The following is a 25135-nucleotide window of genomic DNA, read 5'->3' on the forward strand; positions in this document are numbered from 1 at the left end:
CCGCGATGATAAGTCGGGGCGTTTTCTTTTATCAGCAATAAAGCCACCAATAAGAAGACTACTTTTCGTGGCGTTCCCGTAGACGGCCAATGACTTTGCTGAGATCTAAATCTTGATCTTGTAATAACACTAACAAGTGATACATCAAGTCTGATGCTTCGTTGGTCAACTCTTCGCGATCATTCACCGTCGCGGCGAGGGCGGTTTCTACGCCTTCCTCCCCCACTTTTTGGGCGATTCGTTTAGTCCCGCTGGCATAGAGTTTTGCGGTATAAGAACTGGCCGGATCGGCTGACTTACGTGATGCTAGCAACTGCTCCAACTGATACAGAAAACTCCAGTCGCTGGCTGCAGGGGCGAAGCAACTGTTATTACCTAAATGACAGGTTGGACCGATAGGATTCACCAGAATCAGCAGGGTATCATTGTCACAGTCAGGGTAGATATTCACCACGTTTAAGAAGTGACCGGAGCTTTCGCCTTTGGTCCACAAACGCTGTTTGGTCCGAGAGAAGAAGGTCACTTTAGCGGTTTCTTCTGTCACTGCCAGCGCTTCACGGTTCATATACCCCATCATCAGAACCTCACCGGACACGGCATGCTGAACGATGGCAGGCATTAGATTGTCGACTTTTTCCCAATCTAGTTGGTTAATTTGTTGTTCGGTTAACACACTCTTATCTCCACGCCTTGTTCAGACAAATACTTTTTCAACTCGCCGATATTAATGATCTGCTTATGGAACACGGAGGCGGCCAACGCACCATCTACATCCGTATCGCGGAAGGCTTCGAGGAAGTGCTCCGGCGTTCCGGCACCGCCAGAGGCGATCAACGGCACATGGCAAATAGCCCGCATCTGTTTCAGTTGACGCAAATCATAGCCGTTACGCACACCATCTTGATTCATCATATTCAGCACTATCTCGCCGGCACCGCGCAACTGGACTTCTTTGATCCAATCTTCGGTTTGCCAAGTGGTGGCTTTGGTGCGCTTTTCATCGCCGGTAAATTGATAAACCTGGTAACTGCCACTTTCTTCATCATACCAAGTATCAATACCCACCACTATGCATTGTACGCCATAGCGCTCAGCCAGTCGGGTAATTAAGGTTGGGTCAGCCAGTGCGGGTGAGTTGATGGATATTTTATCGGCACCGAAGGCCAAAATCTGGCCTGCGTCTTCCACACTCTTAATTCCGCCTGCGACGCAGAAGGGAATATCAATCACTTGCGCAACTCGTGAGACCCAGCTTTTATCGACCACACGCCCATCCGAGGAGGCGGTGATATCGTAAAATACCAGTTCATCAGCGCCCTCTTGCGCGTAGCGCTGCGCCAGCGGCACGATATCACCAATAATCTCGTGGTTACGGAACTGGACCCCTTTAACCACTTGCCCATCTTTTACATCCAGACAGGGAATTATACGTTTTGCCAGCATGCGATCGCCTCCTTCACGTTAAATTTGCCGTCCAGTAGCGCACGACCGACAATCACCCCTTGTACACCGCTGCCGCGTAGACGGGCGATATCATCCAGACAACCGATACCACCAGAGGCCTGGAACGCCACTTGTGGATAACGCTGGCAAACCTCCTGATACAGCTCAACATTGGAGCCACTCAGGGTGCCATCGCGGGAGATATCTGTGCACAGCACATGTTTTAGGCCGAAAGGCAGATACTGTTCGACGATCTGTTCCAATGTGGCATCGGAGTTTTCTTGCCAGCCGCTGATGGCAACTTGCTTACGACCCGCAGCATTGATCCTGACATCCAGCGCCAAGACGATCGCCTCGGGGCCGTAACGCTCAAACCACTGCTGCACCACTTCTGGCTGCTTAACGGCGGTTGAACCGACCACAACTCGTGTCGCCCCAGCTTCTAATAGCGCGACCACATCCTGCTCATTGCGGATGCCGCCCCCCACTTGCACCGGCACATCGACGCCGGCCAAAAGCTCACGCAATAACGGGATCTGGCGGGCGGCGGGATCTTTGGCGCCGGTAAGGTCAACCAAGTGCAATACCTGAGCGCCTTGCTGCTGATAATCCTGTAAGCGTGGTAGCGGGTGGTTGCCATAATCACGCTGCTGACCGTAATCGCCCTGATGCAAACGTACTACCTTGCCTGCTATTAAATCCAAAGCGGGAATAATCATGGTGTTTACATCTCCAGAAAGTTTTTCAGCAGTTGGGCTCCCGCTGCGCCGGAACGTTCCGGATGAAACTGCACGCCAAAGAAGTTGTCTTTTTCGACTGCGGCGGTAAATGGCTCGCCGTAATTGGCTTGGGCGATGGTATTTGGGCATATTGGCATTGCATATCCGTGCACAAAGTAGAAATAGGTTCCGTCTGGGATACCACGGAACAGGTGATTTCCCGCTTGTGCGGTAATCTGATTCCAACCCATATGCGGTAACGGTAAACCAAAATCGGTCATCTGTTTCACTGGCGCATCAATAATGCCAAGGGTGTTGATGCCACCACTCTCTTCGCTGCTGTTTGCTAGCAATTGCATGCCAAGGCAGATACCCAATACTGGTTGGGTACAGCTCTTAATCAGCTCGATCAGTTCGCGTTCTTTCAACTGATCCATTGCTGCGTGCGCGGTCCCTACGCCTGGTAAAAACAGTTTATCAGCACGTAGCACGATTTCAGGGTCACGGCTGATAAGCGGTGCATAACCCAGTCGCTGCACCGCGTAGGTGACAGAGGAGAGGTTGGCGCAACCGGTATCCAGAATCACCACATTCATCAGAGCACTCCTTTGGAGCTTGGCAAGGTGTTGCCCTCAACGCGGATCGCCTGACGCAGAGTACGGCCAAACACTTTAAACAGACTCTCCACCCGGTGGTGATCGTTACGACCCTTGGTTTTCAGGTGCAGTGTGCAGGCCATGGCATAAGAGAGAGAACGGAAGAAGTGCTCGACCATCTCGGTGCTCAGATCACCAACTCGCTGGTAGTTAAATTCTGCTTTGTATTCCAAGTGCGGGCGGCCGGAAATATCCAGTGCACAGCGTGCCAGACACTCATCCATTGGTAGCACAAATCCGAAGCGGCCAATCCCTCGTTTGTCGCCCAGCGCGTTGTTGATAGCCTCGCCCAGTGCCAGTGCGGTATCTTCCACCGTGTGGTGATCGTCGATATAGAGATCACCACTGACCTGAATATCCATGCGGAAACCGCCGTGGGTAGCGATTTGATCCAGCATATGGTCGAAGAAACCGACGCCAGTTTTGATCTTGCTACCGCCTTCGCGATCCAGCCAGACATTAACGTCAATCGCTGTTTCTTTAGTGACACGGTTAACGTGAGAGTGGCGATCACGCTGGGTCAGTTGTTTGGCAATCTGTGGCCAGTTAAGGCCATCGCGCTGATAACGCAGGCCGCCGATACCCATATTTTGCGCCAGCTGCAGGTCAGTTTCACGGTCACCTATCACATAGCTGTTGGCGCTGTTCATCACGCCTTCCGCCAAATAGCTCTCGACTAAGGCGGTTTTTGGCTTACGGCAAATACAGTTATCTGCGGGCAGATGCGGGCAAATCAAAACCTGCTCAAAATTGATCCCCTGCGAGCTGAAAATTTGCATCATCAGGTTGTGCGGTGGGTCGAAAGTCTCCTGCGGGAAGCTGTTAGTCCCCAAACCATCCTGATTGGTGATCATCACCAAACGGTAATCTGCTTTTTGCAGTGCCAGTAGTGCTGGGATCACTTCTGGTTCTAACGCCAGTTTATCTAACCGATCAACTTGAAAGTCTTCCGGTGGCTCGGCAATCAGGGTGCCGTCGCGATCAATAAAAAGAAATTTCTGGCTCATATCGTTTCCTTGCGCAGGCTGGCAGTATTGGTCTGATTCGGGCTGTCAACGCCGGGCAGGGGGGCAAGGGCGGCAATCACGCGCTCACACTCCTGACGGGTGCCGATGGTAATGCGCAGGCAGTTAGATAAACCCGGCTGCTTATTTTGATCACGCAGAATAATGCCCTGGTCCCATAGTGTTTTGAATACGCTGCTGGAGGCAGTAAAACGAGCCAGTAAATAGTTGCTCTCACTGGTAAACACCTGCTCAACACAGGCGCACTCATTCAGCGCATTTTGCAGCCATTCACGATTGGTTCGCACTTCATTCACCCGCTGACGCATCTGCTCAAGGCCCTGTGGGCTAAGTGCTTGTGCGGCGATATCGGCAACCGGCGTTGATAGCGGGTAGGGTGCAATCACCTTAAGTAGCAGCTGGATAATATCGCTATTCGCCAACGTAAAGCCACAACGTAAACCCGCCAATGCGAAGGCTTTCGATAAGGTGCGCAAAATTACTAAATTCGGATAATCTTTTAGCCAACTGCTGACACTGGCCTGTGGACAAAACTCAATATAGGCTTCATCAATAGCGACGATAGCGCGACCTTGCGCCAGTTCCAGCACTGCGCGCAGGTCAGCTGGATTGATTAAGTTGCCCGTTGGGTTATTCGGGCTGCAAATGTAAATCAGCTTCACCCGATCCAGACTCTCTTTAATCGCTGGTAAATCGAGCTGCCAATCCGCTTTGGTCTGCACGGTGCGCAGCTCGACGCCAAAGGTTTCGGCGCTCACGGCATACATGCCATAGGTTGGCGGGCAGAATAGGATGGCATCCTGACCCGGTTCACAGAAGGCGCGGATCAGCAGTTCGATACCTTCATCCGCACCACGGCTCACCAGCACTTGCTCAGTGTCTAAAGCCGCGTAAGCCGCGTAGCGTTCAATCACCAGCTTTGGCTGGCACTCAGGGTAGCGGTTGAACGTTTGCGCTGTCAGTTGGTATTGCGTCGCCAGCGGATATTCGTTGGCATTGAGCCACACATCACCATTGCCGCCTAAGCGGCGGGCCGACATATAAGGGGTTAGCGCACGGATATTGGCGCGGGCCAAATCAGTCACGGTGGCAGACTTGCTCATGGTTGCTCCTTATTGGCGGCTGTCAGGGCAGCGACGCGTAGGGTAACGGCGTTTTTGTGGGCGGTCAGTTGTTCGGCCTGAGCCAGTGTTTCGATGGTTGATGCCAGGCCCAGCAGGCCTTGCGGGGTTAACTGCTGCACCGTCATGCGCTTAACAAAATCGGCCAGACCCAGGCTGGAATAGGTCGAGGTATAACCATAAGTGGGCAACACGTGGTTAGTCCCAGAGGCATAATCACCGGCGGATTCCGGCGACCAGTCACCCATAAAGACCGATCCGGCGTTATCGATTTGATCGATAATCTCTTCCGGTTTACGTATTTGCAGAATTAAGTGCTCCGGGCCGTATTGATTGCTGATATCAATGCATTGCTGCAAATCTTTGGTGATGATCAGGCGGCTGCTCTCCAGTGCCTGCCGGGCGATATCGGCGCGCGACAACAACTTAAGTTGCTGCTCAACTTCAACCGCCACGGCTTGCGCGATGTCCGCATCAGGTGTCAGTAAAACCACCTGTGAATCCGGCCCGTGTTCGGCCTGAGACAGCAAATCAGAGGCGATAAACGCCGGTGTCGCGCCGCTATCGGCGATAACCAACACTTCTGACGGGCCAGCGGGCATATCAATGGCGGCACCATCGAGGCGTTGACTGACCTGACGTTTTGCTTCGGTGACATATGCATTGCCCGGCCCGAAGATTTTATTCACTTTTGGCACCGATTCGCTGCCGAAGGCCATCGCGGCAATAGCTTGCGCCCCGCCAATCTGGAACACTTCTTTAATCCCGCACAGTTGCGCGGCATACAAAATCTCATCGGCAATTGGCGGTGGTGAACATAAAATGACGCGCTGACAACCGGCAATACGCGCGGGCGTGCCGAGCATCAGGACAGTAGACAGCAACGGCGCGGAGCCGCCGGGAATATACAAGCCGACGGAGGCAATCGGGCGAGTGATTTGCTGGCAACGCACGCCCGGCTGAGTTTCAACATCCACTATCGGCATTTTCTGCGCATTGTGGAAGATTTCAATATTACGCACCGCTTGCGCCATCGCTTGCTTGATCTCGTCATTCAAGCGGGCCGCAGCGGCGGCTATCTCTTCAGTAGTGACGCGAATATCGGCCACCTGCACCGCATCAAAGCGCTGGCTGAAATCGCGTAAGGCGCTATCGCCCTCGGCTTTCACCCGATCCAGGATTTCACTGACCGCACTGGTGATGCGGCCTGATGCATTAATTGCCGGGCGGCTTAGCAGCGCTTTTTGCTGCACTGCACTGCATTGCTGCCAGTCGATTAGGGTATTGAAATTCGTCGGCTGCATCGGTTACTCCATCATTTTTTCAATCGGTAACACCAGAATGGAGCTGGCACCCAGCGCCTTCAGTTTTTCCATGGTTTCCCAGAACAGGGTTTCGCTACTGACCATGTGCATCGCGACGCGGCTCTTATCACCGGCCAGCGGCAGAATGGTTGGGCGCTCGGCACCGGGCAGCAGGGTGATGATCTCATCCAGACGTTCGCTCGGTGCGTGCATCATGATGTATTTGGATTCACGCGCCTGAATGACGCCCTGAATGCGGGTCATTAGACGGTCGATAAGTTCTTGTTTCTCAACAGGCATCTCGCCATCACGCTGGATCAGGCAAGCTTTAGAGCGGTAAATCACTTCAACTTCGCGCAGGCCGTTGGCTTCCAGGGTGGCACCGGTCGAAACCAGGTCACAGATCACATCAGCCAAACCGGCACGGGGGGCGACTTCAACTGAGCCGTTCAGCAAACAAGATTTAAAGCTAACACCCTGTTTGTCGAGGTATTGTTTTAAAATGTGCGGGTAAGAGGTGGCGATACGTTTATTTTGTAAGCACTGCGGGCCGGTATACTCAGTATCCAGTGAGGCAGCCAGTGACAGGCGGCAGCCACCGAAATCGAGACGACGTAAGGTGAAGTAACGTGGATCCTCGCCCTGAGCACGGCGGCTCAGCAACTCCTCTTCCAGTACGTTCTCGCCGATAATGCCCAGATCAACCACGCCATCCATCACCAAACCTGGGATATCGTCATCGCGTACGCGCAGAATGTCGATAGGCATGTTCTCTGCGAAAGCGATTAGACGCTGCTGCTGCAAATTGATTTTAATCCCGCAGCGCGACAGCAGTTCATGGCAATCGTCACTTAGGCGGCCTGATTTCTGCATTGCGATACGTAAACGTGTTTTATCCAGCATGGTAATCCTCTAACTTTTTAATAAATAGAATCTAATTTATAAAATTATGGGCAACAAAAAAGCCCTCGGAAGATAATCTTCCGAGGGCTTTCTCTATTGCGTTCTACCGCCACCTGGAAGATTCGTTAACCGTCTTCCAGCACACATCGGCCTGCAAGACTAGTCAGGATGATGGTGATGATGGTGATTAAATTGAACGCGATTCATAATAATTTCTCTATTTGGGCTTTTGAGAAAATCAAAATAGCCGTGACGTGCCATAATTTCTGTCAATCAACGTAAACCATCTGATGGCTAGGGCGCAACCTTTTTTTCGCTAGATGAGGTTATTTCAAGCTGGCAGGCCGCGACTGATCTGCTGTTAATCTTTTTCTTTATGGCGATTACCACTCTATTTTATGTCAGTTTAAGCACAAAGTTGTTACGCATTGCCATTACACCGATGAATGAAATGAAAGGCATTATGTACTCAACATAATTGTTAGCGCAGGCCAACTGGCGTAGGTTATCAGTATAGTGCTTATTATCGGCGTGAGTTATCGGCATGAGTTATCGGTATAAACCGATGGAGAGCAATTAAAATGAAAAAAGTCGCCATTATTGGATTGGGCTGGTTAGGCTTGCCGTTAGCGCAATCATTGATCCGGCGCGGAGTGCAGGTGGTTGGTAGCAAAACCACCCCGGATGGGGTCGAAGCCGCCAGAATGAGCGGCATTGATTGCTACCTATTGCAACTGACACCGGAACTGATTTGCGATCCGGATGATTTAGCACAGCTAATGACAGTCGATGCATTGGTCATCACCTTACCTGCCAGCCGCACGACTGAAGGGGGCGGGGACTATCTTCAGGCGGTACAAATGGTGGTCGACAGCGCACTGGCTTTCGGTGTGCCTCGCATTATTTTTACTAGTTCTACCTCGGTGTATGGCGAAACCCGTGGCCGAATCAAAGAGAGCTCACCACTGCAACCGGTGACCACCGCCGGAAAAACGCTGTTGGAGCTTGAGCTTTGGTTGCATAAGCTGCCCAATACCTCGGTGGATATTTTGCGCCTTGCCGGACTGGTGGGCGCTGATCGCCATCCTGGGCGTTTTCTGGCGGGGAAAATTGATGTAAAAGGCGGTTCACTGGGGGTCAATTTGGTGCATCAGGAGGATGTTATCTCAGCCATCGAACTGCTGCTTAACCTGCCAAGAGGCGGCCATATTTACAATCTCTGCGCGCCACTTCATCCGAGAAAACGTGACTTCTATCCCGCCAGTGCGCGGGCGTTGCAACTGACGCCACCGGAATTTGCATCTGAGGATATCGAAGAGCCTACTCGTGAGATCGATGGCAGCAAGATTTGCCGTGAGCTGGGGTTTGAGTATCAGTATCCTGATCCAGCAAGAATGCCTTTGAATTGAGTCTCTTATTGGCTACTGCGCGTTTGTATTTTGGGTTTGGGCAGTGCTCAAAATCCTCACATACTACGTGTATGCTCCGGTTTTTGCGCGCTGGCCGCACCCAAACTACTTCTGCTCGCCACGCCTCGAATGGATGGGCATTGAAAGCATTACAACATAAGAATCAATACCCTATCACCGCTTCTGATGAATATAGGTCAGTGCCAGCGCCATCGCCAGAACCAGCCCTTTGATGATATCCATCGCATAATAGGGTACTGACAGCATCACCAGCCCGTTTTGCAATACGCCGAGGATCACCGCGCCAATCAGGGTGCCGAAGGCATTGGGTTTGCCTGAACCTGCCAGCGAGAAACCGATATAGGCGGCCGCCACCGCATCCATCAGATAACCGCCACCGGCGTTCACTTGTGATGAGCCAATCCGCGATGCCAGTAAAATCCCGCCCAATGCGGCTAATAGCGACGACAGCACATAAGCCAGCACCCGATAACGCACTGTCCGAATGCCCGCTAGCCGCGCAGCTTCTGGATTGCCGCCAATAGCATACATCCGCCGACCATGCTTGGTCAGCGACAAATACAGCTGCACCACAATGGTGACTGCTAACATAATCAGCACGATAACCGGCACTTGCCCCAGCGCTGAAAACATCTCAGGGATGACACCCTCCGCCATATCGCCGCTTGGCAGCAGCATATTCTGCGTGATAGAGCCGCCGTAGCTGTAAGTCATCGCCACACCTTGGATCACAAACAGACTGGCGAGGGTCGCCAACATGTCAGGGATCTTCAGCACCACAATCAAAAACGCATTAAATAAGCCGACCAGTGTACAAATCAGCAAGGTCAATATAATCGCACCGGTGGTACCAAAGCCGTACCAGACAAACAGCGACACCACGATGGCGTTGGCCAGTGAGGCGGTGGAGCCGACTGACAGGTCAAAGCCGCCAATTGACAGCGAAATCGACACGCCGATGGCAATCACTGTCACGATGGCAATTGATCGCAAAATATTGATGATATTGTTCGGATCGAGGAAGTTTTCCGATGCCAAACCAAATAGCGCGATTAGCGCCACCACGGTGAGCAACATCCCCCATTTATAGAGAAAATCAAATAGTTGGTGACGCCACGGCTGCGCGTCGGCTAGGGGGAGTTCTTTGCTCACTGAGGGGTTCCTCCGGTTGAAAATAGTAATAGTGTCTCTTCGTCGACCTCTGCGGCGTTCAGCTCGGCGACAATGCGCCCGTCCCACAACACACAGATACGAGAGCATAAACCGACCAATTCTGAGAATTCACCGGATGCATAAATAATGCCTTTCCCCTGCTGCGCCAATCCATCAATCAGATGGAACAGATCCTGCTTGGCTTTGATATCCACCCCTTTGGTTGGCTCATCAAAAATCAGCACCTGCGCATCACCCCGCAACCACTTGCCGATAGCCACTTTTTGCTGGTTTCCGCCGGAGAGGCGAGCCAGCTTTTGTTGTGGGGAGGAGGTGCGCACCCCAAGGCGCTGAATCAGTGTTTTGGCCCAACTCAACTCTTGGCGACGACTAAAAATACTCCAGCGAGAAAAAGTGTCATCGGCGGCGACACTCAGGTTCATGGGGATACCTTCGTGGATAAAAATTCCCTCTTTGCGCCGCTCTTCTGGCACCAGTGCCAACCCTTGCGCAACTGACTGGTCAGGTGAGCGCGGTCTCCAGGCTTTACCCTGCAATTCACCGCGATCGACACGGCTGGGGGTGGCACCAAACAGCGCTTTACACAGTTCAGTTTTACCGGCACCGGCTAAGCCGGCAATGCCCAAAATCTCCCCCTCATGTAATGTCAGTGAGATATCACGCAACTTGTGCTGATCATGCAACCCGCTGACTGACAACAGGATTTTGTCGCTAACCACTGCCCGCCGTGATGGAAAGATATCATCCAGGGTGTGACCGAGCATCTTTTCCACAATCTGCTCACCACGTAAATCCCCCATCAGATCATGGCTGACGCGGCGACCATCACGTAATACGGTCAGTTGGTCGCAGATTTCACGTAATTCGTGGATACGGTGTGAGATGAAAACGATTGCCATCCCTTCCGACTGCAAACGGCGCACCACACGAAACAGCCGCGCACTCTCTTCTTGATCCAGTGGCGCGGTGGGTTCATCCAGAATCAGAAAACGGCATTGATGGGAAAGGGCGCGCGCCAGCAGCACCTGCTGTTTCTCGGCCAGAGTGCATGACTCCAGGCGCTGGCGAACATTCAACTTGAGGTCAAGCTGCCCAAGTAGTGCTTCGGCCTGACGATAAAGTTGCGGCCAGTTAAGCAGGTGACCCTGCTCGGCGAGCCTATCTAGCATAATATTTTCCGCTACAGACAGGGTCGGGATCAGCGCCACATCGACCTCTTGCTGAACCACATGAATGCCATGCTGCTTTGCCTGACGGGGGGAGTGAATATCTATCTGCTGACCATCAATATAGATCTCGCCGCGATAGTGGCTGTGAGCGCCGGAGAGAATCGCCATCAGGGTCGACTTCCCCGCGCCATTAGCACCGACTAGCGCATGGGTAGATCCACCTTCCAGTGTAAAATCAACTTGTTGCAGGGCATGGAATCCAGAGAACGAGATAGAGATATTCCGCATCTCAAGGCGGGAGGAGGCGATGCTGGACATAAATTTCGATGACTGCCCTATAAAGTATTTTGTCGCAATCGGCAGTCAATAATGCTGCTCATAGCACTCTTTTTTAACACAGTTTTTATTAATCGCAACAAACTAAAATAGTTAAGGTATATCAAAAAATTATTAAACATTACTGACGTAGCCCTTAAGATGAGAAAAATATTGCTGAGATTATCATTTAAAGGAACACGCCATGAGCACCAATGCCATCCGAGTGCAGGTGGGGCCTGCTAACTATTTCTCTTTTCCGGGTGCTATCGACAAGCTGAGTGAGTTTTATCCTCCGGCAGCACTGGATCATGCGCTGTGGATCTACGGTGAGCGCGCATTGGCCGCCGCCAGTGACTATCTGCCGGCAGACTTCCACGGAGAAAATGCGGTACGTGCTGCATTCTCAACCCATTGCAGTGCAGCTACTGTGGCGGATTTGGTGCATAAAGCGGGCAGTGACCGCCAGGTGGTGATTGGCATTGGTGGCGGGGCGGTATTGGATACAGCAAAAGTGGTGGCGCGCAAATTGGGTGTGCCACTGGTTGCCATTCCGACCATCGCGGCAACCTGCGCGGCCTGGACGCCGCTTTCGGTTTGGTATAACGAGGCCGGACAGGCGCTGAATTTTGAAATTTTCAACGATGCCAACCACTTGGTGTTAGTGGAACCGCGCATCATTTTGCAGGCCCCTGTGGCGTATCTGTTAGCCGGTATCGGCGATACACTGGCGAAATGGTACGAGGCGGTGGTATTGAGTCCGCAACCGGAAAGCTTATCTCTGACGGTGCGTTTAGGGTTACAGGCGGCTCTGGAGATTCGCAATGTGCTACTCAAGCAGAGTGAGTCGGCGCTACAGGCGGTTAAGCAAGGTGAACTGACGCAAGATTTTTTGGATGTCGTTGATGCCATTATTGCCGGTGGCGGCATGGTCGGTGGGCTGGGTGAGCGCTATACCCGCGTCGCGGCGGCTCATGCGGTGCACAATGGCTTGACGCTGCTACCCCAAACAGAGCACTTTCTGCATGGCACCAAAGTAGCTTATGGGATATTGGTCCAAACCGCCTTGTTGGCGCAGGATGAGGCATTAAAATCGCTGATAGCCGCCTTTAATCAATTAGGTTTGCCAACGCATCTGGCCGCCCTGGATGTTGATATTAATGACCGCGATGGCATTGAGCGCGTGATTGGTCGAATTCTCAAGCCGAGTGAGTCAATCCACTACCTGCCGATTGCATTAAATTCAGACAAACTATGGGCAGCGATTGAGCGGGTGGAAATTGCTGCTCAACGCGCGCACAGCGCGGGAATAGGTGTTTAGATCAAGCCAGCAGAAGAATATTATTTCTAATGGTTTAACACCTTGTTTTTTGCCCTCGAGTTAGGGCAAAATAGGCCCCATGCAATAACCGACGTTTAAACGCGTCGGTTATTTTTTTGCATTCATGTTTTCACAAATCAAGAGGCCGGACAACGATCCGGATAGATAAACAGGTCCGCGAGCGATTATTCACATACGAAAATCGCCGTTATGAGGAAAGAGAGATGGGGCAATTATTTTCATTGGCACCGGTGCCCACCGGTATGCGCTGCACATGCAGCGATTATGGCGCAGCAGGTATGGCAAATACCCGTTACACCGCTCAGGTTTCCCCACTTACGTATCCCAGGCAGATACGAAGTTTCCCCGTCACCTCTGACCTTTGCACTAAACTTGCAAATCGGGTTAAAGGTATGGGGAGGCTGAATCATGACGCATAATGCTACTGTTGAAGTCGGCACCAATCAAACTGGCACCAACAACCGCGTTCAACTCAGAAAAACACTGACGTTGGTACAAGTGGTGATGATGGGGCTGGCCTATTTGCAGCCGATGACCATTTTCGATACGTTTGGTATTGTATCCGGCCTGACCGATGGTCATGTCGCGACCTCTTACGCCATTGCACTGATTGCGGTGCTCTTCACGGCGATCAGTTACGGCAAACTGGTGAAGCGCTTCCCGTCCGCGGGTTCAGCTTACACCTATGCCCAGAAATCCATTAGCCCAAATGTTGGCTTTATGGTGGGTTGGTCATCACTGCTGGACTACCTGTTCATGCCGATGATTAACATTCTGTTGGCAAAAATTTACCTTGAAGCGATTTTCCCTGGTGTGCCATCGTGGATTTTTGTTGGCGCACTGGTCACTCTGATGACGCTATTTAACCTGCGTGGCATCAATGTGGTGGCAAATCTGAACTCAGTCATTGTTGTGGTTCAGGTCGCAATCATGGTGGTCTTTATGGGCCTGCTGATTCATGGCGTTTATCAAGGTGAAGGGGCGGGTACGTTGGTTAGCCCACGTCCGTTCTATTCTGAGAATGCCCATTTAGTGCCGATGATAACCGGGGCCACGATACTCTGCTTCTCATTCCTTGGCTTCGACGGCATCAGTTCGCTGTCTGAAGAGACACCGAATGCTGGCAAAGTGATCCCGAAAGCGATTTTCCTGACGGCATTGATTGGCGGCGTGATATTTATTGTCGTCTCTTACTTCTTGCAGCTCTATTTCCCGGATATTTCGCGCTTCACCGATCCTGATGCATCACAGCCGGAAATCATGCTGTTTGTGGCCGGCAAGTTCTTCCAGTCAGTGATTCTGTGTTTCTCCTGTGTCACGGTGTTGGCATCAGGTATGGCCGCACACGCAGGTGTTTCACGTCTGCTGTATGTGATGGGGCGTGACGGCGTATTCCCAGAAAAAGTATTTGGTTATGTGCATCCGAAATGGCGCACTCCTGCCATCAACGTACTGTTGGTGGGCGGCGTGGCGTTGTCTGCCATCTCCTTTGATTTGGTGACGGCAACCGCATTGATTAACTTCGGTGCACTGGTGGCCTTTACCTTCGTTAACCTGTCAGTGATTTCACAGTTCTACATCCGTGAGCGCCGCAACCGCACGTTCAGGGATCATTTCAGCTACTTGATCCTGCCGATGATTGGCGCGGGAACCGTGGGTGTGCTGTGGATGAATCTGGAAAGCAGCTCAATGACTTTGGGGCTGGTATGGGGTGCCATTGGTCTGCTTTATATGATCTGGAAAACCCGTGCTTTCCGCCAGGCTTTACCGCAGTTCAATGGTGAGCTGGCACAGTAATCTGCTTTGAAATTAGGTTATTGCTAACGAAAACGGAGCCTGATGGCTCCGTTTTTTATGGGGGGATTTACAGTTTCCGAGGTTAACTCACTAAGCCTTTTGCATAATCAAATAGCGCTTTTAGCAGTGCCAACTTCTCTTTATCGTCTTCATACTGATTATAGAATTGCTCCAGTTGCAGCACGTAATCTTGCACCAGCTCTGGATTGAGCGCTTCACGGCGATGTTCCAGCCAGCGTTTCTGCTCACTGTAAGTCAAGGTGTTGGGGTAGTTACGGGCGCGGAAACGAAATAGCAGCGGTTCCAGCCGTGGGTCTTGGAAGGTCAGATCCAGTGCGGGTAGATTTTGCGGCTCAGTTTGCAAAATAATCTTCATGGTAGCGCGATCAGCATCACTGAAAAAGCCGTTATACAGCTGCGCATCCACATCATCAGAAACGGCAAATGGCTCGGCTTCGGCAAATAGCGCGACCACTTTTTCGCGAACTTGCGGGTTCTGTCGCAGCAGTTGCAGGTTTCGTAGACAGTGTTGGCGGTCTATTCCCAGCCGTTCAGCATTTTCTGGCAGCAAGGTTTTAGCCGGTGCCAGTACCGGGCATTTGTTAATATGCACCAGCTTTAGGGGGACGGCGGCATCCTGAGCGCTGAGTCTATCGCGGCGGGTATATAGGCGTTCACGTAACGTGTCGCTATCCAGCTCCAGCAATGGCGACATATCACCGGCCAAATCGCACATAATCACCGCATTTTTATTCTCAGGATGCCATGCCAGTGGCGCAACCCAACTGGTATTGCCCCGTGCGGCACCGAACATGCCGGAGACATGAACCAGTGGTGTCATCTCTGCGATATCAATCAATGCATTAATTTTGTGCTTACTGCGGTGCTGATACAGATAGTCGAACAGACGCGGTTGTACCTGTTTCACCAATTTCGCCATGGCGATGGTGGCATGCACATCTGACATCGCATCATGGGCGTGCAAATGTTCGACGCCGTTGGCCCGGGTCAGATGCTCCAGCTTGAAGCTCGGCAGGCCATCCTCATTTTCCGGCCAGATAATGCCCTCTGGACGTAGCGCGTAACAAGCGCGCATCACATCCAGTAAGTCCCAGCGGGAGTTGCCCCCTTGCCAGCTATAGGCATAGGGGTCATAAAAGTTGCGGTAGAAAATATTGCGGCTGACTTCATCATCGAAACGAATGTTGTTGTAACCGAGAATGCAGGTGCCGGGCACATTGAATGCCTGATGGATCTGGCGGGCAAACTCAGCTTCATTGACCCCATTGGCTAAGGCGTGTTGCGGGGTGATGCCGGTTATCATCACCGCTTCGGGCTGTGGCAGGTAGTCATCTGCTGGCGCACAGTAAATAACCAGTGGTTCTTCAATGATATTGAAATCCAAATCGGTGCGGACGCCGGCGAACTGTGCTGGCCTGTCCAGGGCGGGTCGCTGACCGAAGGTTTCATAATCGTGAATGTAAAATGTTGGCTGCTTATTTTTATCTGACATTATTCGGTTTAACCCTTAATCCACTATGGTCATGCCTTATGACTGGCCTGTTTGAACCAGCCCCCTCTGAACAGGGGAACCCAGTGACCCATGACGTTGGGCGTAGGATAGCATTTCAGGCGGAGCGAGACGCTAATTTTGTCGCAACTAACGGATAATCAATCGGTTGTAAAATATTCAACTGCTAATTAGTTTTGATATCACTATCCAGCAGCAAATGGCGGTTAACCCTGTGCCTGCCAGTAATAACTCAGCTAGACTTAGATTTTGCTATCTTATTGGAAGTAGGTCTGTTGTGCGCCTGAATAAAAAAATCTCGCCACTGGATAACCTGATTTACAGTCACTATCGCATCACTCACGCTTTGCGTATTACGCTGGCGGTGGTCTGTGGCTCCGCGCCGGGTGATATGAATACCGCGCTTTGGCGTAGCGGGGATGTGATTTTTGGCTCCTTACTGGCGCTGATTTTTACCAGTGTCTATCCGCAGCGTGCTTTTATCCACTTGGTCATCATGTGAAAGCCATTTCATCATGCTCAATGCTAAAGGATTGCGCAGCACTCAGTTGATGACGATTCGTACGCTGAATACGTTAAGTGACAGTTTGCGTGATGGAGCACCCGCGCGTGAACGCGAGGTGGTGGCGGATTTGAATGTGATTGCCAGTGAATTAAAATCACTGATGCTGGCAGTGACGCAGGAGCAGCAGGTAGAAACACCGATTTATGGCTATGTTTGGTTGAGTCTGGGGTTGACCAAACAGCTTGAGGAATTAGATGATCTGATTAATATGACTCTGCGCAGGTGATTATGGGTGGCGATAAGGCAGATGAAATTTCTGTCTGGCGGGTAAAGCAGGTAAGATAAGCCAATGAATCTTGTCACCAGGCACGGCAAAGCGGTATGGTGCAGGTAGCCTGGTCACCAGCAATTGAATTTGTGTAAAACTTAAGTGAAGGTGTAAAAATGGATAATGCAATTAAGCCGACTTTCCAGGACGTTTTGGAGTTTGTGCGTATGTTTCGTCGCAAAAACAAGTTGCAGCGTGAAATCGTTGATAACGAAAAGAAAATCCGTGATAACCAAAAACGCGTTCTGTTGCTCGATAACCTGAGTGATTACATCAAACCAGGGATGAGCATTGAAGAGATTCAGGCCATTATCGCGGATATGCGTACTGCTTACGAAGATCGTGTTGATGAATACACCATCAAAAACGCTGATCTCTCTAAAGAGCGCCGCGAACTGTCGAAAAAACTGAAAGCGATGGGCGAAGTTAAGTAACCTTCACCGGACGTATAATGCCTCATCACTTAGGGGCTATAAACAGAAGGGCTGGCATTAAGTGCCAGCCTTTTTTTAGCTGTAAGTTTTAATTCAATGGTTTATTGGGGCGCAAGAAGCGCAATGCCGGAATATTCACCCCTTTGATAAAGATAAAGGCTAGCAGCAGTGACCCCCACAGCGCCATGGTGATGTAGCTACTGACCCCCATGATGTTCAGCCCGCTCTCCAGCATTTGTAGCAGGAACAGCGCCAGCACAATACCGAAAATCTTGCCGAATCCACCATCAGGATTTACCCCACCCAGTACTGTCGCCAATATCGTGATCAGCAACAGTGATTCACCATAGGATGCTTTGGCCGAGTTCAGTTTTGACATCATTAATAGTGCCGCGACGGCGCACAGCAAGGATGAAATGACATAAACCCAAATTAGGGTGCGGCGGGTGTTAATGCCCGAGAAAAAGGTCGCTTTTTCATTGGAACCGCAGAGGTAAATTTGGCGGCCCAGCGGGGTTTTAGCCAGAATCAGCCAGATAAGCAGTGCCACCGCGATGAACAGATAGAGCGGCAAGGGCACGCCGAGAAAATTGCTGCGATCCAGTGCCAATACATAGTTCGGAAAGTTGGAGATAGCGGAGCCTTTGGAGATCAGCACGTTTACGCCTTTTAGTAGTGTCATGATGCCCAGGGTCGCCAGAATAGGGGAGACCCGAACAATTGAGATCAGCACCCCATTAATCAGCCCCACCACCAAAGCTACCGCCGCACCGGCCAGCAGCATTAACATCATTGAGCTGAATGTTGGCTCCAGATGGGTACAGACCCACGCCATCACCAGCGCGCTGGCATTGGCGGTAGCAATAATTGATAGGTTAATCCCGCCGGTCAACATAGTGATAGCCATAGCCAGCGTTAATACCCCAGCGACAGGGATTTGTGAGGCGATGGATTGGAAGTTGGCCGCAGACCAGAACACCTGTGGGATCAGCAGGCTGAACACCACGCCGACCAGCACCAGCAGTGTGACTAGCCAGCGTTCGGTATGATCACGTTGCGTTGATTTTGACATGATTATATCCCTACCTTATGACGTTGGCCCCAGGCGGTCACACTGATGCTGATGACAATCACCAGCCCGATCACTACGGTGTGCCAGTACGACGAAATACCCAGTAAATTCAATCCGTTTTGCAATATCGCCAGCAGTATCACCCCCAGTAAAGTGCCCGTCAGGGTGCCGCGTCCACCGACAATACTGGTACCACCGAGTACCACCGCCGCCAGCACCGTCAGCTCATAACCCAGCAATGAATCAGGTGCGACGGTTAACACCGTATAGGACTGCACCACGCCAGCTATCCCAGACAAAAAGCCCATGTAGCCGTAGACAAAGAGTTGCAGCTTGAGAATGCTGAACCCCATGCGCGATGCCGCCTCCTGATTGCCGCCCAAAGCATAGATTTGGCGGCCAATACTGGTGCGGGTCATCAGTAGGGCGGTGACAATAATGGTGATAAGCAGTGTCAGAATGGGCAGCGAAAGGCCATAGTCATAGCCATCGGCTGCGGTGAAGGAGAAGAGCATTGGCCCATGTTCGAACCATTCCGGATAGGTATAGAGCCAAACACCACGGCTGAGATAGAGCAGTAAACCATAGAATATATTCAGCGTAGAAATAGTGATGATGATAGACGGCACACGCAGGCGATTAACCAGCAGCGCATTTATCAGCCCCAATAGTAGGCCGATACCGCCCGCCAGCGCGAAGGCCACGGGGAAGTTGCCGCCAAACTTCACAATTAATGTCACCATCACATATTGCGAAATAATGGTCATGGCAGGGAATGAAATATCAATACCGCCAGAAATCAATACGATAAACAAACCACAGGCCAAAATGGTCAACATGGCATAGTTATTTATCAAATCGTAAATATTGGCGAGGGTCAGAAAATCTGGGCTGGTGAAGGCAAGATAGGTCGAAATAATCAAAATAGTGAATGCCAACATAACTTCATGGCGTTTCAGATGCTCTTTATTGAATAAGCCGCGGTGACCGCTGTTCGATCTATTGGACACAGAGCTATTTACCTCATGGGGGTTAGCCATTTACTACCTCCGCAATGGCTGCCTGGCTGCTGTTGCCAGGTAAGAACTCCTGCACCACTCTCCCGGCCCGCATCACTAAAATGCGGTGGCTATTAAAGAAAGCCTCATCAATCTCATCACAAACCATTAATACCGCAATCCCCCGTGCTGCTAGTGCATTGATAATATTATAGATACCGGCTTTATTGGCGATGTCGACCCCGACGGTAGGGGAGTCGAGGATCAGTATTTGTGGATCCGTTGCCAGCCATTTAGCAATGGCGATTCGCTGTGCATTACCGCCGGATAAGGTATTGACCGGCAGGTCACTGTTGCCGATTTTGATCGACAGGTGCTTCACCATATCTTCGACCAAGGTATCGACCCGCTCAGTGCGCATTAGGTGAAAAGCATTTTTTAGCCGATGCAAGACGGTGGCGCTGATATTGTCGCGAATGGATTGCTCCATAATCAGTCCGGTGCTCATTCTATCCTCTGAAACGTAGCCAATTCCGGCGGCGATGGCATCGCGATTACTGACAAAATAGACCGGTTCATCATTGATACGAATAGTGCCTGACTCCGGTGTGGTTAAACCAAATAGGCTGAGGCAGAGTTCGGTGCGCCCAGAACCCAGCAAGCCAACTAACGAGACAATCTCACCGGGATGCAGGGTCAGTGAGATGTTGTGATATTGGTGGCCACGGGAAAGCTCCTCTACCGCTAACACCGGCGGGCGGGCGGCGGTATACGAGGGTAGAACCTGAAAATCAAATTTCATGCCGGTCATTAGCCAGGCCAGCCGTTGGTTATCCACTTCAGCAGCAGGGTAGGTGCCGACCCAATCACCATCCTTCAGTACCGTGATACGATCTGAGATCTCCAGCACTTCACTCAATCGGTGGCTGACAAAGACCACGCAGATATTGCGTGATTTCAGCTCATGTACCACCCGCAGCAAGCCGTTAACCTCTTGCCGCGTCAGGGAGGCGGTGGGTTCATCCATCACAATCAGGCGGGCATCTTGTGCCAGCGCGCGGCAAATGGCGACCAGCTGCTTCTGCGCAATGGGTAAATTCTCAACCAATTCATCCAGATCAAGATGGGCATCAATGCTACTGATGACTCGCTCAGCGGTGGCGCGCATCTGGCGCTTATCTACCCATAGATGATGGTGATAATGGTTCATGGCGATATTCTCAGCCACAGTCAGATTGGGGAATAGTGACAAATCCTGATAGATCACCTGAATCCCCAATCGGACAGATTCGATCGGTGTCAGGGTTGAGTAGGTTTTATCATCAATGGTGATAGCGGCATCAGAATCGGGTTGGTAGACGCCGGAGATAATCTTGATCAGCGTTGATTTACCACAACCATTCTGCCCCGCGAGGCAATGAACCTCACCTGGCAATAGGGTCATGGCCACCTTATTTAGCGCCTTGACGCCATAAAAGGTTTTGCTGATATTTTCCAGGGTAATAAATGGCTGCATAGATCCTCTGGCCCAATAGGGTGCTACCTAAACCATAAAAGAGCCTGATAAGACACAGCGCCAGTAGGCTGTAGCATTATCAATTGAAGGGGAGGCGTGCCGTAGGGGCCGTAGCGGCGTGAGCCGCCGGAGTGCCCCTAGGTGCGTTAATCCCTTCTGGCTCCTTGCTTATCGGCTGGGTTTTCATTAGTTGCAGAGCCAAACAGGCGTTCGGCTCTGCATAGCGCAATGAATCAATACAGCGAATCGACGTTATCTTTGGTAACTCGCAGTACATTGTGGAACTGAATCAGATGCTTACCCTGATCAACTTCCGCTTTACCCACCCCTGGGATCTCCATACCCGTTTCGATTTTTTCGCCTTTTAGCACTTTGTCAGCAACAGCTGTCAATGCATAACCGGCAGAAGCTGGGTCATAAGTCACGCCCATGGCAATATCACCGCTTTTAACCAGTGAGGCCGCCTGAGAAGGGATCATCATGCCGAACACATGCACTTTGTCTTTGGCGCGTTTCTCTTTCACGGCACGGCCAGCGCCGATTGGGCCTTGTGAACCGAAGGCAACAACGCCTTTCAGGTCACTGTGCGCTTTCATCAAATCCAGGGTGGTGCGGCGTGAATCATCAATGCTCTCGGCGACCGGCATACGGCTGGTCACTTCGAACATCTCCGGATAGTGCTCTTTCTGATATTTAACAAATAGATCGGCCCACAGATTATGCTGTGGCACTGTCAAGCTGCCGACATAAATGACATAACCGCCTTTGCCACCCATGGCTTTTGCCATCTCTTCCACATTATCTGCGGCAAATTTAGCATTATCGATGATTTCGATATCCCAGTTAGCACTGGGTTGCCCTGGGGATTCGTTGGTTAACACCACGATCCCCGCATCACGGGCTTTCTTAAATACCGGCTCCAGCACATCGGCATCGTTCGGCACGATACTGATGGCGCTGACTTTTTTGGCAATTAAATCTTCAATAATTTTCACCTGTTGTGGGGCATCGGTGCTGGATGGGCCGACCTGATAGGCTTTGATGTTTAGATCTTTACCGGCACGCTCCACGCCGTCACCCATGCGGTTAAACCACGGCATACCTGCGATTTTCGAGATATTGACCACTTCGACTTCTTGCGCCAGTGCGCTACCCGAGCACGCCATCATGCTAAACAGGCTGGCTGCCAGTAAGGTTTTTACACTCAATTTATTCATCTAATCAGGCTCCCGGAGCTAATGTAGGTTGAGGTTATTACTATTTGGTATTGGTGTAATATTTTGCTGCTCTATCACTTGAGTTTTATTTATGTTTTTAAAAAAATGAAGATTTAACAGGCAGCAGATTTTACATCTGCACTACATCTCCTGTTGGTCGACTCTAATACCCCGATAGCGATTTCCCCCATATCCCTGAATGCTATTTACATGGACAAAATGGCTGCTTTCCCTGTTTGTGATGGAAGTCATGATTCCGGCGGGCAAGGTGATGAGAGTTACATAAAAGTGGTAGGCGGGAGGGTAATAACATGGGTGATTACATGGACATTATTGTTTGGCTATTTTGCAATAATTTAGCCGCATATCTGGGGTCGAATCGTGACCTAAGGCGCTAACGTACCCCACCGGGCACCATGGTGAGCAAGTGCTGAGTCGGGTAGTTTTGGGTGATGTTGCGCTGCTGTAGTTGCCAATAAATCTTTTCTACATCATGGCGTTGGCGGTCTAGCAGCAGCCCCACGACACTGCCACTGTGGGCGACATTCAGCCCATAGAGATCCAGCTCTTCCACCAATTTCATTAGCGCCGCAAAATCGGGTTTGACCAGCAATCGCTGGCTGGCTTGCGCGCTAACTGTAGTGGCCTGACCAAGTAGTGAACAGTCGCGGCGCTCAGCCGCTTGGGTAAAGAGTTGCCATGCCCGCGCCAGTGAGGCGGCACTTGCCAGCAGTGCCGGTTGGCGATCACGGCGATGGTAATCCTCAGTATTCAGGATATTCTGGCTCTCCAGCAGCAAAATATCCAGCTGTGGCTGCCAATCATAAGAGATTTGCGTGGCGGCAGTTTGGTGATCAAACAGGGTTAATTGCTGAAATAAGGTGCTGTCGGTGGGTTCCAGAGTGACACACAATGCCGCGAGGGCGGCCTCATCCAGTGTTTCACCCAGATGGCGGGCGGTGGCCTGTGCGGTAGCGGCGATATCGGCGGTACTGCTCGCCAGCCCTTTTGCGACCGGAATAGTGGAATCAAAACGAATATTCAGCCCACGGGCCATCTCGGCGGGGTGGTCGAAGTAAGCCAGCACCGCTGCTAGCATCTGGCGCATCCGTGGCCGCTCATGACCACTCGGCGCTCCATCACTCACCGAGACGGTACTGAACCAGTTTACCGGGCAGGAGATAAGCTTCTCGCCACCCAGTATCCAGCCCTGAATTAACTCGCCGCAGGAGGCAGGGCAACGGGCTTCAGCCATGGCCGAACACCTGCTGCAAGGCGGTGATTAGCCGCTGATTATCGGCGGCGCTTTTGATGGCCACGCGGTAGTGGTCGCGGGTCAAACCGGGGTAGTTGGCACAGTGGCGGATCAAGATATGATGCTGCAAAAGCGCTTGTTGCAGGTCGATTTCTGGCCTCAGGCAGCGCAGGAAAATGTAGTTGGCAGCACCTTGCCAGACCCGCAACGCGGGCAGGGTGCACAACTGTTGATATAACCAACGCTGTTGCTGCGCCAGCCATTGATGCGTTGCCTGAATATAAGCTTGGTCATCAAGGATAATCTCACCCGCTAGCGCCGCGAACGCATTGATGGTCCAAGGCTCGCGCTGCTGTTTCATTTGTGAGATTGCTGCCCGATCAGCGCTGAGTAAATAGCCCAGCCGCAGCCCCGGAATGGCGAAAAACTTGGTCAGTGAGCGCAGCACATAGAGACGCGGGAAATCCGCCAATTGCGGGATCAGCCCCGCCGCAGCCGGCAGAAAATCGATAAAAGCTTCATCGACAATCAGTGCAATCTGCTGTTGATGGCAGCAGCGCACAATAGCTTGCAGCAGCGCAGCATTGGGCATCAGGCCGGTTGGGTTGTTCGGCGTCGCCAGAAACAGGCAGTCAGGGCGTAGTTGAACCAACCGCTCCAGTAGCCGCTCATCCGGCTGATAGCCGTCCGCTTCGCTCATCGGATAGTCATGAATCTGGCAGCCGACCCGTTGCAGGGCGCGGCGATACTCAGCAAACCCCGGCGTCAACAGCAGCGCGCTGCGTGGTTGTAGCAACTGCACCACCGCGTAAATCAATTCGGTGGCCCCATTGCCGGCGATAATGTTTTCCGGCTGGCAGTGGTGAGCGCGGGCCAGCGCGCCATGCAATTGGCGATACTCAACATCGGGGTAGCGCTCAGCACGGGCTAACTGGGCAACAATGGCGGTTTTCAGGGAGTCGGGCATCCCCAGCGGATTAATATTGGCACTAAAATCAATGATATTTTCTGCCTCTGTGCCGATTTTCAGTGCCATCTCCAGCACATTGCCGCCATGCTCACTCATTGCTCTGTTATACCCCTATTCAACTTGTGTGTTCAGAGTACCATAAGCGAGGGAATTGAGCTTAGCGACAAGATTTCTGGTGTGAATGCCAGTATCTCCCGCAGCCGAACCACCTCACCAATCACAATCAAAGCAGGCGCTGATAAACCTTGTGCGGCGACCTGATCGACTAAGGTGAGCAAGGTGCCACTGGCGACTTGCTGCTGCTGATGGCTGGCATACATCACCACCGCCGCCGGTGTGGTCGGTGCTTTGCCGCCCGCGATCAGCTGCTGGCAAATGGTCGCCAGTTGCGTCATCCCCATTAAGATAACCAGCGTGCCTTCCAGCTTCGCCAGTGTGGCCCAATCCTGCGGTTCATTGCCCTGACGTAAATGGCCGGTGATCACATGAAAACCAGAGGCGTAATCACGGTGGGTCACCGGAATGCCAGCATAGGCCAGCCCGCCAATGGCGGAGCTGATCCCCGGCACCACTTCAAACGGGATCTCCGCCAGCGCCAGCGCTTGCGCCTCTTCTGCGCCGCGGCCAAACACATAGGGGTCGCCGCCTTTTAGCCGCACCACATTCAACCCACGTTGGGCGCAATCCACCAAAATCTGATTGATCTCCGGTTGCGGCACCAGGTGGTGATTGGGGTTCTTACCGACATTGATCATTTCGCAGCCGTCCGGGGCTTCTGCCAGCAGCTCTGCGCAGACCAGGCGGTCATACACCAGCGCTTCGGCCTGACGAATGGCATGTAACCCTTTTACCGTAATCAGCGCCGCATCCCCCGGCCCCGCGCCTACCAGCCAAACTTTTCCACTTTTCATC

At 51.8% G+C, this 25135-nt stretch carries 24 protein-coding genes, 1 pseudogene and 1 other annotated feature; of the genes and pseudogenes, 6 read left to right on the forward strand and 19 right to left on the reverse strand.

What is annotated here, in order from left to right:
• Positions 1 to 58: 58 nt before the first annotated feature.
• From hisIE to hisL, 9 genes are all read right to left on the reverse strand, one after another.
• The gene (gene hisIE, locus HRK25_RS13410; RefSeq protein ID WP_032897988.1) at positions 59 to 673 is read right to left on the reverse strand and encodes a bifunctional phosphoribosyl-AMP cyclohydrolase/phosphoribosyl-ATP diphosphatase HisIE; all 615 of its coding nucleotides are present in this window, start codon (positions 671 to 673) and stop codon (positions 59 to 61) included.
• Entirely contained in the window at positions 667 to 1443 is a 777-nt protein-coding gene (hisF, locus tag HRK25_RS13415) for an imidazole glycerol phosphate synthase subunit HisF (protein ID WP_032897987.1), read from the reverse strand. The genes hisIE and hisF overlap by 7 nt, the downstream gene beginning before the upstream one ends.
• Complete coding sequence (gene hisA / locus HRK25_RS13420) at positions 1425 to 2162, reverse strand: 1-(5-phosphoribosyl)-5-[(5-phosphoribosylamino)methylideneamino]imidazole-4-carboxamide isomerase (protein ID WP_005274698.1); 738 nt, start codon at positions 2160 to 2162, stop codon at positions 1425 to 1427. Before hisA ends, hisF begins: the two co-directional genes overlap by 19 nt.
• 5 nt (positions 2163 to 2167) lie before the next feature.
• A complete protein-coding gene (gene hisH / locus HRK25_RS13425; protein ID WP_032897986.1) occupies positions 2168 to 2758 on the reverse strand; it encodes an imidazole glycerol phosphate synthase subunit HisH in 591 nt (196 codons plus the stop codon).
• Entirely contained in the window at positions 2758 to 3825 is a 1068-nt protein-coding gene (gene hisB, locus HRK25_RS13430; RefSeq protein WP_032897985.1) for a bifunctional histidinol-phosphatase/imidazoleglycerol-phosphate dehydratase HisB, read from the reverse strand. Before hisB ends, hisH begins: the two co-directional genes overlap by 1 nt.
• Positions 3822 to 4946 (reverse strand): histidinol-phosphate transaminase, encoded by a 1125-nt coding sequence (gene hisC, locus HRK25_RS13435; protein WP_032897984.1) that lies wholly within the window; start codon positions 4944 to 4946, stop codon positions 3822 to 3824. Before hisC ends, hisB begins: the two co-directional genes overlap by 4 nt.
• The gene (hisD, locus tag HRK25_RS13440) at positions 4943 to 6268 is read right to left on the reverse strand and encodes a histidinol dehydrogenase (RefSeq protein WP_005274692.1); all 1326 of its coding nucleotides are present in this window, start codon (positions 6266 to 6268) and stop codon (positions 4943 to 4945) included. Before hisD ends, hisC begins: the two co-directional genes overlap by 4 nt.
• 3 nt (positions 6269 to 6271) lie before the next feature.
• A complete protein-coding gene (hisG, locus tag HRK25_RS13445) occupies positions 6272 to 7171 on the reverse strand; it encodes an ATP phosphoribosyltransferase (RefSeq protein WP_005274689.1) in 900 nt (299 codons plus the stop codon).
• A 53-nt stretch (positions 7172 to 7224) separates the two neighbouring features.
• Positions 7225 to 7355: a sequence feature (His leader region), on the reverse strand.
• Positions 7331 to 7378 carry a his operon leader peptide gene (gene hisL / locus HRK25_RS13450; protein WP_002231208.1) on the reverse strand — a complete coding sequence of 16 codons (48 nt, stop codon included), beginning with the start codon at positions 7376 to 7378 and terminating at the stop codon, positions 7331 to 7333. It overlaps the preceding feature by 25 nt.
• A gap of 374 nt (positions 7379 to 7752) precedes the next feature.
• On the opposite strand from hisL, the gene HRK25_RS13455 reads away from it, so the two are divergent.
• Entirely contained in the window at positions 7753 to 8580 is an 828-nt protein-coding gene (locus HRK25_RS13455; RefSeq protein WP_005274680.1) for an SDR family oxidoreductase, read from the forward strand.
• Between the two features lie 174 nt (positions 8581 to 8754).
• Here HRK25_RS13455 and HRK25_RS13460 read toward each other — a convergent pair whose 3' ends face one another.
• Complete coding sequence (locus tag HRK25_RS13460; RefSeq protein WP_032897983.1) at positions 8755 to 9753, reverse strand: ABC transporter permease; 999 nt, start codon at positions 9751 to 9753, stop codon at positions 8755 to 8757.
• Entirely contained in the window at positions 9750 to 11261 is a 1512-nt protein-coding gene (locus tag HRK25_RS13465) for a sugar ABC transporter ATP-binding protein (RefSeq protein WP_005274677.1), read from the reverse strand. Before HRK25_RS13465 ends, HRK25_RS13460 begins: the two co-directional genes overlap by 4 nt.
• Positions 11262 to 11463: 202 nt before the next feature.
• Here HRK25_RS13465 and HRK25_RS13470 point away from each other — a divergent pair, with 202 nt between their 5' ends.
• The 3 genes from HRK25_RS13470 (at position 11464) to HRK25_RS13475 (ending at position 14397) form a co-directional block, all read left to right on the forward strand.
• The gene (locus HRK25_RS13470; protein ID WP_005274674.1) at positions 11464 to 12579 is read left to right on the forward strand and encodes an oxidoreductase; all 1116 of its coding nucleotides are present in this window, start codon (positions 11464 to 11466) and stop codon (positions 12577 to 12579) included.
• A gap of 224 nt (positions 12580 to 12803) precedes the next feature.
• Positions 12804 to 13019: a hypothetical protein gene (locus HRK25_RS20380; protein WP_032897981.1), complete on the forward strand. Its 216-nt coding sequence runs from the start codon at positions 12804 to 12806 to the stop codon at positions 13017 to 13019.
• A complete protein-coding gene (locus tag HRK25_RS13475; protein WP_004873653.1) occupies positions 13009 to 14397 on the forward strand; it encodes an APC family permease in 1389 nt (462 codons plus the stop codon). The genes HRK25_RS20380 and HRK25_RS13475 overlap by 11 nt, the downstream gene beginning before the upstream one ends.
• 82 nt (positions 14398 to 14479) lie before the next feature.
• Here HRK25_RS13475 and sbcB read toward each other — a convergent pair whose 3' ends face one another.
• The gene (gene sbcB, locus HRK25_RS13480; RefSeq protein WP_005274672.1) at positions 14480 to 15910 is read right to left on the reverse strand and encodes an exodeoxyribonuclease I; all 1431 of its coding nucleotides are present in this window, start codon (positions 15908 to 15910) and stop codon (positions 14480 to 14482) included.
• Positions 15911 to 16205: 295 nt separating this feature from the next.
• Here sbcB and HRK25_RS13485 point away from each other — a divergent pair.
• Positions 16206 to 16719: pseudogene (locus HRK25_RS13485) on the forward strand (hypothetical protein).
• A gap of 158 nt (positions 16720 to 16877) precedes the next feature.
• Positions 16878 to 17195 carry a PTS system regulator TmaR gene (gene tmaR, locus HRK25_RS13490; protein ID WP_004711143.1) on the forward strand — a complete coding sequence of 106 codons (318 nt, stop codon included), beginning with the start codon at positions 16878 to 16880 and terminating at the stop codon, positions 17193 to 17195.
• A gap of 88 nt (positions 17196 to 17283) precedes the next feature.
• Here the strand turns inward: tmaR and HRK25_RS13495 are convergent, their stop codons facing one another.
• The 7 genes from HRK25_RS13495 to cobA form a co-directional block, all read right to left on the reverse strand.
• Complete coding sequence (locus HRK25_RS13495) at positions 17284 to 18267, reverse strand: ABC transporter permease (RefSeq protein ID WP_005274664.1); 984 nt, start codon at positions 18265 to 18267, stop codon at positions 17284 to 17286.
• 2 nt (positions 18268 to 18269) lie between these two features.
• Positions 18270 to 19208: an ABC transporter permease gene (locus HRK25_RS13500; RefSeq protein ID WP_032897991.1), complete on the reverse strand. Its 939-nt coding sequence runs from the start codon at positions 19206 to 19208 to the stop codon at positions 18270 to 18272.
• 91 nt (positions 19209 to 19299) lie between these two features.
• Positions 19300 to 20781 carry a sugar ABC transporter ATP-binding protein gene (locus HRK25_RS13505; RefSeq protein ID WP_005274658.1) on the reverse strand — a complete coding sequence of 494 codons (1482 nt, stop codon included), beginning with the start codon at positions 20779 to 20781 and terminating at the stop codon, positions 19300 to 19302.
• Positions 20782 to 21014: 233 nt separating this feature from the next.
• Positions 21015 to 21950 (reverse strand): autoinducer 2 ABC transporter substrate-binding protein, encoded by a 936-nt coding sequence (locus HRK25_RS13510; RefSeq protein WP_244262462.1) that lies wholly within the window; start codon positions 21948 to 21950, stop codon positions 21015 to 21017.
• Positions 21951 to 22392: 442 nt separating this feature from the next.
• Entirely contained in the window at positions 22393 to 23253 is an 861-nt protein-coding gene (locus HRK25_RS13515; RefSeq protein WP_032897979.1) for a GHMP family kinase ATP-binding protein, read from the reverse strand.
• Positions 23246 to 24319 carry a threonine-phosphate decarboxylase CobD gene (gene cobD, locus HRK25_RS13520; protein ID WP_005274649.1) on the reverse strand — a complete coding sequence of 358 codons (1074 nt, stop codon included), beginning with the start codon at positions 24317 to 24319 and terminating at the stop codon, positions 23246 to 23248. The genes HRK25_RS13515 and cobD overlap by 8 nt, the downstream gene beginning before the upstream one ends.
• Before the next feature lie 32 nt (positions 24320 to 24351).
• On the reverse strand, positions 24352 to 25134 hold the full coding sequence (gene cobA, locus HRK25_RS13525; protein ID WP_005274646.1) for a uroporphyrinogen-III C-methyltransferase: 783 nt from the start codon (positions 25132 to 25134) through the stop codon (positions 24352 to 24354).
• Between the last annotated feature and the right edge of the window lies 1 nt (position 25135).

The organism is Yersinia bercovieri ATCC 43970, from assembly GCF_013282745.1.
Classification (GTDB): Bacteria; Pseudomonadota; Gammaproteobacteria; order Enterobacterales; family Enterobacteriaceae; genus Yersinia; species Yersinia bercovieri.